At 69.0% G+C, this 13,521-nt stretch carries 18 protein-coding genes; 12 read left to right on the top strand and 6 right to left on the bottom strand.

What is annotated here, in order from left to right:
• Window positions 1–52: 52 nt before the first annotated feature.
• Genes HTA01S_RS14755 through aztA form a run of 3 tightly spaced genes read right to left on the bottom strand, consistent with a single transcriptional unit; the run spans window position 53 to window position 2,742 of the window.
• Window positions 53–997, bottom strand: a complete 945-nt coding sequence (locus HTA01S_RS14755; protein ID WP_068173130.1) for a metal ABC transporter substrate-binding protein — start codon at window positions 995–997, stop codon at window positions 53–55.
• Window positions 998–1,018: 21 nt separating this feature from the next.
• Window positions 1,019–1,927: a metal ABC transporter permease gene (locus tag HTA01S_RS14750; RefSeq protein WP_084236125.1), complete on the bottom strand. Its 909-nt coding sequence runs from the start codon at window positions 1,925–1,927 to the stop codon at window positions 1,019–1,021.
• Complete coding sequence (aztA, locus tag HTA01S_RS14745) at window positions 1,924–2,742, bottom strand: zinc ABC transporter ATP-binding protein AztA (RefSeq protein ID WP_068173128.1); 819 nt, start codon at window positions 2,740–2,742, stop codon at window positions 1,924–1,926. The genes HTA01S_RS14750 and aztA overlap by 4 nt, the downstream gene beginning before the upstream one ends.
• A gap of 77 nt (window positions 2,743–2,819) precedes the next feature.
• Between aztA and HTA01S_RS14740 the strand changes: the two genes are divergently transcribed.
• From HTA01S_RS14740 to HTA01S_RS14715, 6 genes are all read left to right on the top strand, one after another.
• Complete coding sequence (locus HTA01S_RS14740; RefSeq protein WP_245638096.1) at window positions 2,820–3,335, top strand: Fur family transcriptional regulator; 516 nt, start codon at window positions 2,820–2,822, stop codon at window positions 3,333–3,335.
• Window positions 3,332–3,994, top strand: a complete 663-nt coding sequence (locus HTA01S_RS14735; protein WP_068173125.1) for an ATP-binding cassette domain-containing protein — start codon at window positions 3,332–3,334, stop codon at window positions 3,992–3,994. Before HTA01S_RS14740 ends, HTA01S_RS14735 begins: the two co-directional genes overlap by 4 nt.
• A complete protein-coding gene (locus tag HTA01S_RS14730; RefSeq protein WP_068173122.1) occupies window positions 3,991–5,211 on the top strand; it encodes an ABC transporter permease in 1,221 nt (406 codons plus the stop codon). Before HTA01S_RS14735 ends, HTA01S_RS14730 begins: the two co-directional genes overlap by 4 nt.
• Entirely contained in the window at window positions 5,208–5,450 is a 243-nt protein-coding gene (locus tag HTA01S_RS14725) for a hypothetical protein (protein ID WP_068173120.1), read from the top strand. The genes HTA01S_RS14730 and HTA01S_RS14725 overlap by 4 nt, the downstream gene beginning before the upstream one ends.
• A 304-nt stretch (window positions 5,451–5,754) precedes the next feature.
• On the top strand, window positions 5,755–6,153 hold the full coding sequence (locus HTA01S_RS14720; protein WP_322788365.1) for a DUF3299 domain-containing protein: 399 nt from the start codon (window positions 5,755–5,757) through the stop codon (window positions 6,151–6,153).
• Window positions 6,154–6,226: 73 nt separating this feature from the next.
• Window positions 6,227–7,183 (top strand): AEC family transporter, encoded by a 957-nt coding sequence (locus HTA01S_RS14715; RefSeq protein WP_068173115.1) that lies wholly within the window; start codon window positions 6,227–6,229, stop codon window positions 7,181–7,183.
• Window positions 7,184–7,249: 66 nt separating this feature from the next.
• Here the strand turns inward: HTA01S_RS14715 and HTA01S_RS14710 are convergent, their stop codons facing one another.
• Both HTA01S_RS14710 and HTA01S_RS14705 read right to left on the bottom strand, forming a co-directional pair.
• Window positions 7,250–7,711 (bottom strand): TM2 domain-containing protein, encoded by a 462-nt coding sequence (locus HTA01S_RS14710; protein ID WP_068173112.1) that lies wholly within the window; start codon window positions 7,709–7,711, stop codon window positions 7,250–7,252.
• Window positions 7,708–8,247 carry a GNAT family N-acetyltransferase gene (locus tag HTA01S_RS14705; protein ID WP_068173109.1) on the bottom strand — a complete coding sequence of 180 codons (540 nt, stop codon included), beginning with the start codon at window positions 8,245–8,247 and terminating at the stop codon, window positions 7,708–7,710. Before HTA01S_RS14705 ends, HTA01S_RS14710 begins: the two co-directional genes overlap by 4 nt.
• Window positions 8,248–8,441: 194 nt before the next feature.
• On the opposite strand from HTA01S_RS14705, the gene rpsP reads away from it, so the two are divergent.
• From rpsP to HTA01S_RS14675, 6 genes are all read left to right on the top strand, one after another.
• Window positions 8,442–8,696, top strand: coding sequence for a 30S ribosomal protein S16 (rpsP, locus tag HTA01S_RS14700; RefSeq protein ID WP_068173104.1), 255 nt, complete (start codon window positions 8,442–8,444; stop codon window positions 8,694–8,696).
• Between the two features lie 13 nt (window positions 8,697–8,709).
• On the top strand, window positions 8,710–9,309 hold the full coding sequence (gene rimM / locus HTA01S_RS14695) for a ribosome maturation factor RimM (RefSeq protein WP_068173511.1): 600 nt from the start codon (window positions 8,710–8,712) through the stop codon (window positions 9,307–9,309).
• Between the two features lie 49 nt (window positions 9,310–9,358).
• Window positions 9,359–10,135, top strand: a complete 777-nt coding sequence (gene trmD / locus HTA01S_RS14690) for a tRNA (guanosine(37)-N1)-methyltransferase TrmD (protein WP_068173101.1) — start codon at window positions 9,359–9,361, stop codon at window positions 10,133–10,135.
• Between the two features lie 156 nt (window positions 10,136–10,291).
• Window positions 10,292–10,648 (top strand): 50S ribosomal protein L19, encoded by a 357-nt coding sequence (rplS, locus tag HTA01S_RS14685; RefSeq protein ID WP_068173098.1) that lies wholly within the window; start codon window positions 10,292–10,294, stop codon window positions 10,646–10,648.
• A gap of 165 nt (window positions 10,649–10,813) precedes the next feature.
• Window positions 10,814–11,503, top strand: coding sequence for a CoA pyrophosphatase (locus HTA01S_RS14680; RefSeq protein ID WP_068173509.1), 690 nt, complete (start codon window positions 10,814–10,816; stop codon window positions 11,501–11,503).
• Between the two features lie 51 nt (window positions 11,504–11,554).
• Window positions 11,555–12,490, top strand: a complete 936-nt coding sequence (locus HTA01S_RS14675; protein ID WP_068173095.1) for a CobD/CbiB family protein — start codon at window positions 11,555–11,557, stop codon at window positions 12,488–12,490.
• A gap of 37 nt (window positions 12,491–12,527) precedes the next feature.
• Here the strand turns inward: HTA01S_RS14675 and rsgA are convergent, their stop codons facing one another.
• Entirely contained in the window at window positions 12,528–13,517 is a 990-nt protein-coding gene (rsgA, locus tag HTA01S_RS14670) for a ribosome small subunit-dependent GTPase A (protein WP_174545194.1), read from the bottom strand.
• Window positions 13,518–13,521: the final 4 nt, after the last annotated feature.

Here is a 13,521-nt window from a genome sequence, read left to right as displayed (position 1 = left end):
GATGGCCAGCGAGTGGCGGGCCTGGCAGCGCCGGTGAAGCCCGTGGTGGCCTTCACTCGCCGCGCACGGCCTGCGTCAGCGCCGTGGTGTTGAAACGCATCATGGCGAGATAGCTGGCGGCCGGGCCCTTGGCGTCGGACAGCGAGTCGGAGAACAGCTCGCCGGCCGGCTTCACGCCGGTCTCGCGGCCGATCTGGGCGATCAGGCGCGGGTCGGAAATGCTCTCGACGAACAGGGCCTTGATCTGCTCCTTCTTGATCTGGCGCACCAATTGCGCCACGCCCTTGGCCGAGGCCTCGCTGTCGGTGCTCACGCCCTGGGGCGCGAGGAAGCTCACGCCGTAGGCGCTGGCGTAGTAGCCAAAGGCGTCGTGCGAGGTGATCACCTTGCGTTGCGGTGCCGGGATGGCGGCCCAGAGGGCGCGGATGTCGGTGTCCAGCGCCTTGAGCTGCGCGTTGTAGGCCACCGCGTTGCGCTGGTAGCTGTCGCAGCCGCTGGCGTCGGCTTCGCACAGGCCTTTGGCGATGTTGCCCACGTAGGCCATCACGTTGGGCGCGCTTTGCCAGGCGTGCGGGTCGGCCTCTTCATGGCCGTGGCCGCCGTGCTTGTGTTCACCGGCTTCCTCGTTGTGCAGGGGTTTGATGCCCCGGCTGGCCACCACGTGCCAGCCCTTGTAGCCGGCGGTGTTGAGCAGGCGGCTCATCCAGCCCTCGAAGCCCAGGCCGTTGGAGAACACGATCTGCGCCTGGCCGACCAGTTTGGCCTGCGCGGGCGTGGGCTGGAACACATGGGCGTCGCTGCCCGGGCCCACCAGCACCTCCACCGCCACGCGATCGCCGCCGACCTGGCGCACCAGGTCGCCGAGGATGCTGAAGCTGGCCACGGCCTTGACGGGCGCGGCGGCTTGCGCCCACAGGGCAGGGCTCGCCAGGGTGAGCGACAGGCCGGTGGCGATCAGGGCCGTGCGGCGCAGGGTTCGGGTGTGGATGGTGGTCATGGTGGTTTCCTTGGGGGGTGTTCAGGCGCGTAGGTGGGAAGAAGCGGGGCGCTGCTGGCGCAGCACACCGTGTGGAGCCAGGAGCAGGGAGGCGAGGTAGAGCGTGCCCAGGCTGAGCACGATCACCGGGCTGGTGGGCCAGTCGGCGTGGTACGAGATCAGCAGGCCCGCCAGGCTGGCCAGCAGGGCGATCGCGGTGGCGCCGAGCAGCAGCGGGCCGATGCGGCGCACCCAGAAGCGCGCCGTGGCCGCGGGCAGCACCATGATGCCCACCGCCATCAGCGTGCCCAGCGCGTGGAAGCCGGCCACGAGGTTGATCACCAGCAGAGCGAGAAAGCCGTAGTGCGCCACCGGGCTCCAGCCGCTCACGCTGCGCAGGAAGCCCGGGTCCAGGCACTCCAGCACCAGCGGGCGGTAGAGCAGCGCGAGCGAAACCAGCGTCACGGCCGAGATGCCGCCGAGCAGGGCCAGCGCGGGATCGTCCAGCGCGAGCACGGTGCCGAACAGCACGTGCAGCAGGTCCACGCTGTTGCCGCGCACCGAGACGATGAGCACGCCCAGCGCGAGCGACAGCAGGTAGAACGCGGCCAGGCTGGTGTCTTCGCGCAGCACGGTGTTGCGCGCCACCAGGCCGGAGCCCACGGCCACGGTGAGACCGGCCGCGATGCCGCCGACCGTCATGGCCGCCAGCGACAGGCCGCTGACCAGGTAGCCGATGGCCGCGCCCGGCAGGATGGCGTGGGCCATGGCGTCGCCGGTCAGGCTCATGCGGCGCAGCATCAGGAACACGCCCACTGGCGCGGCGCTCAGCGAGAGTGCCAGGCAGCCCAGCAGCGCGCGGCGCATGAAGCCGAATTCGAGAAAAGGGCCGAGCAGCGGGTTGGCCAGCAGCAGGCTCCAGCCGGTGGAGAGCGTGGCGGCGTCGTTCATGCCCGCGCTCCCTGCGCCGGGTGGGCGTGGGGCCGCGCGGCCTCGGCGGGCGGCGCCTCGCACAGGGGCGCGTCGTCGTCAAAAGGCTCCTGCATGCGCTGCGCCCGCGCCCAGTGCGGCTCGGTCAGCACCTGCGCCGTGGGCCCCCAGGCCACCAGCTCGCGCGCCAGCAGCAGGGTCAGCGGGAAGTGCGCCCGCACCTGCGCCAGGTCGTGCAGCACCACCACCACCGTCTTGCCCTGTCGGTGCCATTGGTGCAGCAGGGCGAGCAGGTCGTCGGTGGTGCGGTTGTCCACCGCGGCGAAGGGCTCGTCGAGCAGCACCACCGGCGCGTCCTGCAGGATCAGGCGTGCGAACAGGGCGCGCTGCAACTGGCCGCCCGAGAGTGTGTCCAGGCCGCGCTGCTCGAAGCCGGTGAGGCCGACCGAAGCCAGCGCCGCGTCGCACAGCCGCCGGTGTTCGGCGGTGAAGCGCCCCAGCGCGCCCACGCGGTGCCACAGGCCCATGGCCACCATGTCGCGCAGGGCTACCGGGAAGCTGCGGTCGAGTTCGCTGTGTTGCGGCAGCCAGGCGATGCGCTGGCGGGCCGGCCCGCGCAGCTCGCCGCTGAGCGGCTTGAGCTGGCCCGCCAGCGCCTTGATCAGGGTGGACTTGCCCGCGCCGTTGGGCCCCACCAGCGCCACCAGCGAACCCGGGGCGATGCGCAAGCTCACGTGGTGCACCGCCGGGTGGCGGTCGTAGCCCAGGGTGAGGTCGCGCAGTTCCAGCGCGGGAGCCGATGGTTCGGCGGGCGAGGCGAGGGAGAGTGGTGGCATGGGGTTTAAACTGTTGCAACTGAATTGCAGTAACGTCGATATTAACGCAACTTTGTTGCGATAATGAAAGCATGCCCGTGTCCACACGCCCCCCCAAAGAACCGGTGACGGTGCCCGCCGAGCTGCAGACGCGCCTGGAGCGCGCCGGCCTGCGCCGCACCCTGGCCACGCGCGCCGTGCTCGGGCTGTTTCTGGGCAACCCCCAGAGCGCGCTCAGCCACGCCCAGGTGCTGGCCTCGCTCACGGCCCGGGGGCTGGACCTCAACCGCGTCACGCTCTACCGCCTGCTGGACCGGCTGGCGGCCTGTGGCGTGCTGCAGCGCCACGCCGACGACGGCGCCCGCACTTGGCGCTTCAGCCTGGCCGACACGCCGCAGGAGGGCGTGGTGCCGCGCTTCGAGTGCGACGCCTGCCACCGCCAGTTCCGCCTGACCGAGGCCAGCGAACCCACACGCGCCGTGGCCGACGACCTGTTCCGTACCCTGGCCCTGCTGGGCCACCAGGGGCAGCGCGTCGATCTGTCGGTGCACGGCACCTGCGCGAGCTGCGTGCAACCCGGGGCGGACGGCCCCGCGCGGGAACCGTCGGCGTGATCCGGACCCGTGGCCTGGCCTACGCCTACCCGCGCGGGCAGGTGGTGCTGCGTTTTGACGATGTGACTGTGCAGCAGGGCCGCACGCTGCTGCTGCGAGGCGCGTCGGGCAGCGGCAAGTCCACCTGGCTGGCGCTGGCGGCGGGGCTGCTCACGGCCACCGAGGGCGAGCTGGTGGTGGCCGATCAGGCGCTGGCCTCGCTGGCCGGCGGCGCGCGCGACGCCTGGCGCGCACGCTGCATTGGGTTCCTGCCGCAGCGGCTGCACCTGAGCGACGCGCTCACCGTGGCGGACAACCTCGCGCTGGCCCACTTCGCCGCCGGCCTGCCGGTGGACCGGCCCGCCATCGCCCAGGCGCTGGCGGCGCTGGAGCTGGGGGCGCTCGCGGCACGCCGGCCCCACCAGCTCTCGGGCGGGCAGGCGCAGCGCGTGGCGCTCGCGCGCGCCGTGCTGCTGCGCCCGCGCGTGATCCTGGCCGACGAACCCACGGCCAGCCTGGACGACACGGCCTGCGCCGCCGCCATCGGCCTGCTGCGGCGCAGCGCACAGGGCTGCGGCGCCACGCTGGTGATCGCCACACACGACGCTCGCGTGCGGCAAGCGCTGCCCGATGCGCAGGTGCTGGCGTTTGGCGAACGGGTCGGCGAGGTCGGCCCATGAACGTGTTCACGCTGTCCTGGCGCTACCTGTGGTCGCGCCCGCTGGCCACCTTGCTCAACCTGCTGCTGTTGTCGCTCGGGCTGGCGTCCATGGCCTTCGTGCTGATCGCGCAGGACCAGATCGACCGTGCGTTCGAGCGCGATCTGGCCGGCATCGACGTGGTGGTGGGTGCCAAGGGCAGCCCGCTGCAACTGATTCTGGCGGGCGTGTTCCACCTGGACGTGCCGCCGGGCAACATCCCGCTGGCCGAGGTGCAGGCCTTGAGCCAACACCCGCAGGTGGCGCGGCTGATCCCGCTGAGTCTGGGCGACAACCTGCAGGGCTTTCGCATCGTGGGCACCACGCCCGACTACCCGGCGCACTACGGCGCCACGCTGGCCCAGGGCGCGTTGTGGGCGCGGCCCATGGACGCGGTGCTCGGCGCCCAGGTGGCGCGCGCCACCGGCCTGCAGGTCGGGCAGGGCTTCGTGGGCGCGCACGGCCTGGGCTCGGGCGGCGCGGTGCATGGCGATTCGCACTATGCGGTGACCGGCGTGCTTGCTCCCTGCGGCTGCGTGCTGGACCGCCTGATCCTCACCGCCACCGAATCGGTCTGGCGGGTGCACGACGACATGCATGCCAGCGACGACATGGACGACGAAGACCGCGCCGCCATCGAGGCCGACCGCGAGGTCACGCTCGCGCTCATCCGCTACCGCAGCCCGATCGCGGCGCTGAGCTTTCCGCGCTACGTCAACGACAGCACCGCCCTGCAGGCCGCCGCCCCGGCGATGGAGATCACACGCCTGCTCGGCATGGTGGGCGTGGGCACGCGGGTGCTGCGGGGCCTGGGCGCGGTGCTGCTCGGCGTGGCGGCGCTGTCGGTGTTCATCGCGCTCTGGAGCGCGGTGCGCGAGCGCCGTGCCGATCTGGCGATGCTGCGCATGCTGGGCGCGCCGCCCTGGAAGGTGGGCGCGCTGCTGCTGTGTGAATCCTTCTGGCTGGCCGTGCTGGCCTGTGGGCTGGGCCTGCTGGCCGCGCACGGGTTGACGGCGCTGCTGGGCGGGATGTTGATGGCCGAGCAGTCGCTCGCCATCGCGGGCTGGCAATGGGTGTCCACCGAAGTGTGGGTGCCCGTGCTGGCTTTGGGGGTGGCCCTGGTGGCGGCGCTGGTGCCGGCGCTCGGGGCTTACCGTGTGGATGTCATGTCATTGTTGAATTCGAGGTCGTTCCCATGAAACCAACTTTTCTGTTCCTGGCCGCCGCGGCGCTGATGAGCACCGCCGCCCTGGCCCAACACTCCGATCAGGAGACCAAGGAAGACGTGGCGCGCCACCGCGCCATGGCCGCCGCCCACGAAGCCGCGGCCAAGTGCCTGGAGTCGGGCAAGGGTGAAAATGTCTGTTTGGCGGAACTCCAGGCCGCGTGCAAGGGTCTGGCGATAGGAAAATACTGCGGGATGAAACACAGCCACTGAATGCGGCCCACCCCCGCGCCGCGCCGCACTGGCGGCGCGTCACCCCCTCAAGGGGGCAACGCGAGCGGCCCGGCGGAGCCGGTTCCGCCGCGTTCTGGGTTGGGAGTTCCCCCTCTTTTTTATGAACCCTCTTTTTCGTTGCACCTTTTTGCTGTTGGCTTGTTTTTCCGGACTGGCCAGCGCTCAGCTGTCGTCGCCGCTGGGTGCGCCTGTGCCGGCTGCCAAACCGTCAACGGTGACGGGTGCTGGGTCGGGTTCCGGGGCATCGTCTGGGTTGCCGCATGTGCAGGGCCAGGGTGCGGGTGTGCACAGTCCGCTGTCGCCGTTTGCGCCGCTCAAGCCACGCGAAGACGTGCTGCCTTGGTCGGTGCTCACCGATGTGAAGACGCGCATCGAGAACCGGCGCATCGTGCCCGTGTACCCCGCGGCCGTGAACACGCTGGACCAGAAGACGCAGCGTATCCAGGGCTTCATGATGCCGCTCGAAGCGGGTGAGCAGCAACGCCATTTCCTGCTGGCGTCGGTGCCCCTGACCTGCGCGTTCTGCACGCCCGGCGGGCCCGAGAGCATGGTCGAGGTGCGCACCAAGGCGCCGGTCAAATACAGCCAGGGCGCGGTGGTCGTGGAGGGGCGGTTCCACGTGTTGAAGAATGACCCCTACGGCCTGTACTACCGCATGACCGAGGCCGTCGGCGTGAAGTGATGCGGGGCCAGCGGCCAGCGCCGCGAATGACCCCGCGACGGACCGCCGGGCGCCCGGGCGATACCATCGACCGGTGAACCTTGCTGCCCACCCCGTCGTCGCCTCCCTCACTCCCGTCTTCCTGCTGATTGCCGCCGGCTTCCTCGCCGGGCGGCTGCACTGGATACGCGACGAGGCGGTCAAGGACCTCTCCAACCTCGTGTTCCTGCTGCTGATCCCGGCGCTGCTGTTTCGCACCATGAGCGCCGTGCACGTCGAAACGCTGGACCTGCGGCCCCTGGCCGCCTATTTCCTGGCCGCGCTCGGTCTGCTGGGCGCCTCGATCGCCTGGCGCGGTTTCAACCGGCGCAGCGTGGTGCTGGCGCTGGGCGGTGTGTTCTCCAACCTGGTGATGATCGGCATCACGCTGGTCGAGTTGGCGTACGGCAAGGAAGGCCTGGTGACGCTGCTCACCCTGGTGTCGATCCATGCCCTGACGCTGCTGACCGTCGCCACGGTGGTGCTCGAACTCGCCGTGGCGCGCGAGAACCGCGCCAACGGCCAGGCGCAGCCGCACGTGCTGGCCACCACCTGGTCGGCCTTCAAGAGCGCGCTGATCCACCCCATTCCGCTGCCCATCCTGTGCGGCCTGCTGTTCGCGCAGACCGGCTGGGTGCTGCCCGTGGTGGTGGACAAGCCGTTGCAGTTGCTGGGCAGTGCCTTTGGTCCGCTGGCGCTGGTGCTGGTGGGCGTGACCATGGCGCGCACCCCGCTGGGCGGCGAGATCCGCACCACGCTGTGGATCACCGCGTCCAAGAACCTGGTGCTGCCGCTGCTGGTGGGTGTGAGCGCCTGGGCCTTTGGCATCAACGGTCTGCCGCTGACCGTGATGGTGGTGGCCGCCGCGCTGCCCATGGGCGCCAATGTGTTTCTGTTTGCCCAGCGCTACGAGGTCGCCCAGGAGGCCATCACCGCCGGCATGGGGCTGTCCACCGCGATGGCACTGTTCACGCTCAGTCTGGTGATGTTGCTCATGTCCTGGATAGGCTAGGTCCACCCCCCGCGCTGCGCGCGACCCCCTCCAGGGGCAACACCTGCGGCCCGGCGGAGCCGGTTTTTATTGACTGATCTTGCGCGCCTCTTCGATCTGGTATTCGAAGTAGTGCTGGATGCCGTAGGCGAGGCTGCCCATGAAGGCCACGGTGCCGAGCAGCATGGCCAGCACCAGCGCACCGATGGTCAACCAGTTGGTGCCGCCGGCGATGGCCTGGTCTTCGGCGCCGGGGTTGAACCAGCGGTTCCATTTTTCGCGATCGCTGAGCGCGTAGACGATGCCCGCCAGGCAGCCGGCCGCGATGCTGCTGCCGAGAAACGGCACCAGCACCCAGGCGAGCTGGTCGTCCTGGCCCAGGGTCTGGATGCGCTGCACGCCCCACCAGCCCAGCGCGGCGGCGATGGGGTGCAGCCAGCCGATCCAGTCGCCCAGGCCCCGCAGGTAAAAGCGGTGCAGACCCATGCTGCCGCCGAGCACGGCCAGCCAGGCGGCCAGCGTCTTGTTCTTCGCCCAGGTCGCGCTCATGCGGGGGTCCCGCTGGTTTCGGGCGGCGTGGTGTCGCCCGCACCCAGGGTCTTCTGCATCAGCACGATGTCGAGCCAGCGGTCGAACTTCCAGCCGCAGGACTGGATCACGCCCACCTGCTCGAAGCCCAGCGCGCGGTGCACACCGACCGACCCCGCGTTGCCGGAATCCCCGATCACGGCCATGACCTTGCGCACGCCCGCGCGCTCCAGCGTGGCGAGCAGCTCGGCCAGCAGGGCGCGGCCCAGTCCCTTGCCCGCGGCTTCGGGCGCCAGGTAGATCGAGTCCTCGACCGAGAAGCGGTAGGCCGGGCGCGGCTTGAACCAGTTGCCGTAGGCAAAACCCAGCACCTGTCCATCCTCTTCGGCCACCAGCCAGGGCAGGCCCTTGGACAGCACGTCGGCGCGCCGGGTGCCCATTTCGGCCGGGCTCGGCGGTGTGGTTTCAAAGGTGCCGGTGCCGTGCAGCACGTGGTGGCCGTAAATGCGGGCGATGGCGTCGAGATCTTCGTCGCGGCTGGGACGGATGAGGGGCATGTCGGGGCGCTTTTGCGAGGGTTGAGGTTGGTGTTGAAAAGGGTGCCACACGGGCTATAATCGCGGGTTTTGTGGTGTTTCGCTGGCCGGGTGGTCAGTCGTGTGTCTCAGGCGCCGCAATGAATGGGGTTTATTCAGCCAAAAAAACCCACTGAAGTCCCGCTCTTGGGGCTTCTCCACCCGAAGGATAAATCATGGTCGTCATTCGACTCTCCCGCGGCGGCGCAAAAGCCCGTCCGTTTTACAACATCGTGGTTGCCGACAAGCGCAACCGCCGCGATGGCCGTTTCATCGAACGCATCGGCTTCTACAACCCCCTGGCCCGTGGCGGTGAAGAGCCCCTGCGCATCGCCCTGGACCGCCTGACCTACTGGACCGGTGTGGGCGCTGAGCCTTCGGACACCGTGGCCCGCCTGGTCAAGCAACACGCTGCCAAGGCCGCCGCCTGATCACAGGCCGTTGGTGAGCAGCCCCACGCCTGGCGTCTTCAGCGCATCGTCCCTGCCGGGCGATGCGGTGGAGTTGGGACGCATCCAGGACCCGTGGGGCCTCAAAGGCTGGGTTCACATCCTGCCGCACAGCGCCGATACCGAAGCGCTGTTTGCCTCTTTCCAATGGTTCCTGCAGCCGCCCGAAGCCCGCTTCGCGCGCGGCTTTTCGGCGTTCACGGGCTGCGTTGTCGTTACCGTGGCCGAAATCAAGGTCCATGCCGATGGCGTGGTCGCCCGGCTGGAAGGCGTGGACGACCGCAACGCGGCCGAGGCGCTCAAAGGCGTGCGCATCTTCGTGCCGCGCAGTGCCTTTCCGGCCACGCCCGAGGGTGAGTACTACTGGGTCGACCTGATCGGCCTGGACGTGGTGAACCGCGAGGGTGTGCACCTGGGTGTGGTGCGCGACCTCATGCCCACCGGCCCGACCTCGGTGCTGGTGCTCGAATACACCGAGACCGTGGACGGCAAGACCCAGATCGCCGAACGCATGATTCCCTTCGTGTCCGCCTATGTGGATGGCGTGGACCTGACGGCCCGCCGCATCACGGTGGACTGGCAGGCTGATTACTGACCCCTTGGGGAAGCCGCGCAGCGGCGCAGGGGGGGAGACAATAGCCCTCATGCGATTCGACGTCATCACCCTGTTTCCTGAATTGTTTGCCCCGTTTTTCACGAGCGGCATCAACCGGCGCGCGTTCGAGTCCGGGCTGGTGGAGGTGAAGCTGTGGAATCCGCGCGATTTCGCGGACGGCAACTACCGCCGGGTCGATGACCGGCCGTTCGGTGGCGGCCCGGGCATGGTCATGATGGCCGAACCGCTGTGGCGGTGCCTGCAGGCCTTGCGCGCCGACCGCAACGAAGCCGACGAGGCCCGTGCGCCGGTGGTGCTGTTTTCGCCGATCGGCGAGCGGCTGGACCATGCCGGGGTGTCCCGCTGGGCCGACAGTGCGGGTGCGGTGCTGGTCTGTGGCCGTTACGAGGGCATCGATCAGCGCTTCATTGATGCCTGCGTCGATCGGCAGATCAGCCTGGGTGACTTTGTGCTCTCGGGCGGCGAAGTGGCCGCCATGGCCCTGCTCGACGCCGTGGCACGCCTGCTGCCCGGTGTGCTGGGGGACGAGGGCAGCCACCAGCAGGACAGTTTCAACCCCGCGCTCGACGGACTGCTGGACAGCCCGCACCACACCCGACCCGAAATCTGGCAGGGCCCCGCAGGGCCCATGGCGGTGCCTGAGGTGCTGCTGGGCGGTCACCACGAACGCATCGCCCGCTACCGCCGCGAACAAAGCCTGGCGCTCACCGCCCGTCTGCGCCCCGACCTGCTGGAACAGGCGCGCGCCCAGGGCCGCATTGGCGCCGCGGACGACGCTTTTCTGCGCCAGTCAAAAAAGCTATAATCCAAAGCTTTTCGATCCTCTGACCGGCCGCCGTGACCGGGCCAGCCCGCAAAAACACAGGCAAGGGTGCAAACCCCCATTGTGTTTCTGGACAGGGCCCCTGCCGGATTCGTGGCCTTTAGTGCAGCGCGGGCATGATCGTGAAAACAGGAAACCATGAACCTCATCCAGACCCTTGAGCAAGAAGAAATTGCTCGCCTGAACAAAGAAATTCCCGCGTTTGCGCCCGGCGACACCGTCATCGTCAGCGTCAACGTGATCGAAGGCACCCGCAAGCGCGTGCAGGCTTACGAAGGCGTGGTGATCGCCCGTCGCAACCGTGGCCTGAACTCCAACTTCATCGTGCGCAAGATCTCCAACGGTGAAGGCGTGGAGCGTACGTTCCCCCTGTACAGCCCGCTGATCGCCAAGATCGAAGTCAAGCGCCGTGGTGATGTGCGCCGCGCCAAGCTGTACTACCTGCGCGAGCGCAGCGGCAAGTCGGCACGTATCAAGGAAAAACTCGGCGCGTAAGCGACGGGTTTGCGCCCGAAGCCAGGAGCCTCATCGGCTCCGGCCCTGGCCTCCCGAAAAGCCGCTCCCAGGAGCGGCTTTTTTGTGCCCGTTCGCCGCTGCCCGCCTCTCACCGGGTCACCCCCGGCACGCGCGGGTTGGCACACCTGGCCTATGCTCCTGTCCATGTCCCAGCCCTTGCCTTTGCCCGTTTTCGACCCTCGCCTGGTCCCGGTGCTGCCGGCCGCGCCAGACGAAGGCTTGTTGCCCGCGCAGCCCCATCGGCTGACCGCCGGTGGGCTGCGCGAGCTGTTCGCCCGCCCGCCCGTGTGGACGCCCGAGTTGTTGCGCGAGAAAAAGTTTGCCGACCGCCTGCCGGCGCAGGCAGCGGTGCTGCTGCCACTGGTGATGCACGAGCGCCCGACCCTGCTGCTGACCCAGCGCACCGCCCACCTGTCCACCCATTCGGGGCAGATCGCCTTGCCCGGCGGCAAGCTCGACGAGGGCGACGCCGATGCCATCGCGGCGGCCCTGCGCGAGACGCAGGAGGAGATCGGCCTGCCGCCCGAGCGCGTGGAGGTGCTGGGCACCTTGCCGGTGTATGTCACCGGGACGGCGTTCATCGTGACCCCGGTGGTCGGTCTGGTTCAGCCCGGCTTCACACTGCAGCGCAACCCGTACGAGGTGGACGAGGTGTTTGAGGTGCCTCTGGATTTTCTGATGAACCCCGCGCACCACCGCCGTCACGCCTGGGAGTGGGGCGGCGTGATGCGCGAGTGGTATTCCATGCCGTATCAGGACGGCGAGCACGAGCGCTTCATCTGGGGTGCCACGGCCGGCATGCTGCGCAACTTCTACCGCTTGCTCAGTGCCTGAGGGGTGCCGCTGGCGGGGTCTCGCCGTGGGGCACGTCGCTATGATGGTGCCATGAGTTTTTTCGCCATCCTCCTTGCCTTGCTGCTGGAACAAGCGCGCCCGCTGGCCCACGACAACCCGGTGCATGCGGGGCTGCGCGGTTGGGCCCGGGCGGTGCGGCGCAACCTGGATGCCGGGCAGGTCTCGCACGGCTGGGTCGCCTGGGTGCTGGCCGTGGGTGTGCCGGCCCTGATCGCCGGGCTGGTCTATTGGGGTCTGTGGGCCTTCAGTTCGGTGCTTGCGTTCGTCTGGATGGTCGGTGTGCTGTACGTGACGCTGGGCTTTCGCCAGTTCAGCCACCATTTCAGCGACATCCGGCAGGCGCTGGAGGTGGGGGACGACGCCACCGCCCGCGAGAAGCTGGCGCAATGGCTTCGGGTGGACGCGTCGAGCCTGCCGCGCACCGAGCTGCTGCGCCAGGTCATCGAACATTCGGTGCTCGCGGCGCACCGGCATGTGTTTGGCGTGCTGGTGTGTTTCGTGGTGTTCTGGGTGCTGGGCCTGGGACCGTCCGGGGCGGTGTTCTACCGCATGGCCGAGTACCTGTCGCGCAACTGGCGCGCCCGCCCCGATGGCACGCCCAGCCCGGCGCTGCGCCACGCGGCGGCCCGGGCCTGGGACTGGGTGGACCACCTGCCGGCCCGGGTGACGGCGCTGGGTTTTGCCATCGTCGGCAATTTCGAAGAAGCGGTTGCGAGCTGGCGCAGCGACGCCGACAGTTTTGCGCCGGGCAGCGATGGTGTGGTGCTGGCGGCCACCTCGGGTGCGCTCAACGTGCGGCTCACCCCGCTGGCCGAGAGCGCCACCTTGCCCGATGACGCCGAGAGCGGCACGCGTCCCGAACCGCAGCTCGCGCACCTGGGCAGCGTGGTGGGCCTGGTCTGGCGCTCGGTGGTGTTGTGGATGCTGCTGCTGGCGCTGTTGACGCTGGCCCGCCTGTTGGGATAGTGGAACAACGAGCCCGGCGGGTGCCGCAGAACAGGGCTCAGTACTGGCGGCGGTCCGACAGCTCGGCAAACAGCTCGCCGTAGATCCGGTAGCGGTTCTCGCCGATGGCCAGTGGGTCCGCGCTGGCCGGATCGTCGCCCGTTTTCTGCACATGGGCCAGCACCGCGCAGCCCGGTTCGTGCAGATGGGTGCAGTTGTAAAAACGGCAGTTCCCCAGCGTCGCGCGCAGGTCGGGCATGAGGTGCGCGAGCTGCATCGGCTCGATGTGGTTGAGGCCGAATTCCTGAAACCCCGGCGAGTCGATCAGCGCCGTGCTGCGCGCCTCGTCCACCCAGTACCAGGTGGTGCTGGTGGTGGTGTGCTTGCCCGAGTTGAGCGCGCGCGAGATTTCACCGGTCAGTGCCTTGGCCTGCGGCACCAGGCGGTTGACCAGCGTGCTCTTGCCCACCCCCGAGGGGCCGAGCACCAGCGTGGTCCTGCCGGTCAGGCGCTGCTGCAGTTCCACCAGGCCGGCTTCGCTGCCGGCCGCGGTCTGGCCCTTGAGCCGCAGTGGCAGGACATCACAACCCATGCGCCGGTAGCTTTCCAGCCGGTCCCAGGCCTGATCGAAAGCGGGCTGCAGATCGCTCTTGTTGAGCACGATCAGCACCGGGATGCCCTCGGCTTCGGCCGCGATCAACGAGCGCGCGAGCTGGCGTTCGGAGAATTCGGGGTCGGCTGCGATCAGCACCAGGATCTGGTCGAGGTTGGCGGCGAAGGACTTGGTGCGCATCTCGTCCTGTCGGTAGAACAGGTTGCGCCGGGTGTCCACGCGTTCGATGCTGCCTTCGTCGCCCGTGGCCTGCCATTGCACATGGTCGCCCACGACCACCTGGCTCTTCTTTCCGCGCGGGTGGCAGATGCGGCGCTGTCCGTCCGGGCTTTCCACCAGGCAGTGCCGTCCGTGGGCCGCCACCACCAGCCCGGAAAGGGTGCCGGCCGGCTGTGAGGAGCTGGCCGCGGCGGGCAGGGCGTGGTTGCGCTTCAAAACG

Origin of the sequence: Hydrogenophaga taeniospiralis CCUG 15921, from assembly GCF_001592305.1 — a bacterium.
Lineage (GTDB): Bacteria > Pseudomonadota > Gammaproteobacteria > Burkholderiales > Burkholderiaceae_C > Hydrogenophaga > Hydrogenophaga taeniospiralis.
This window is presented reverse-complemented; position numbering and strand designations above follow the sequence as displayed.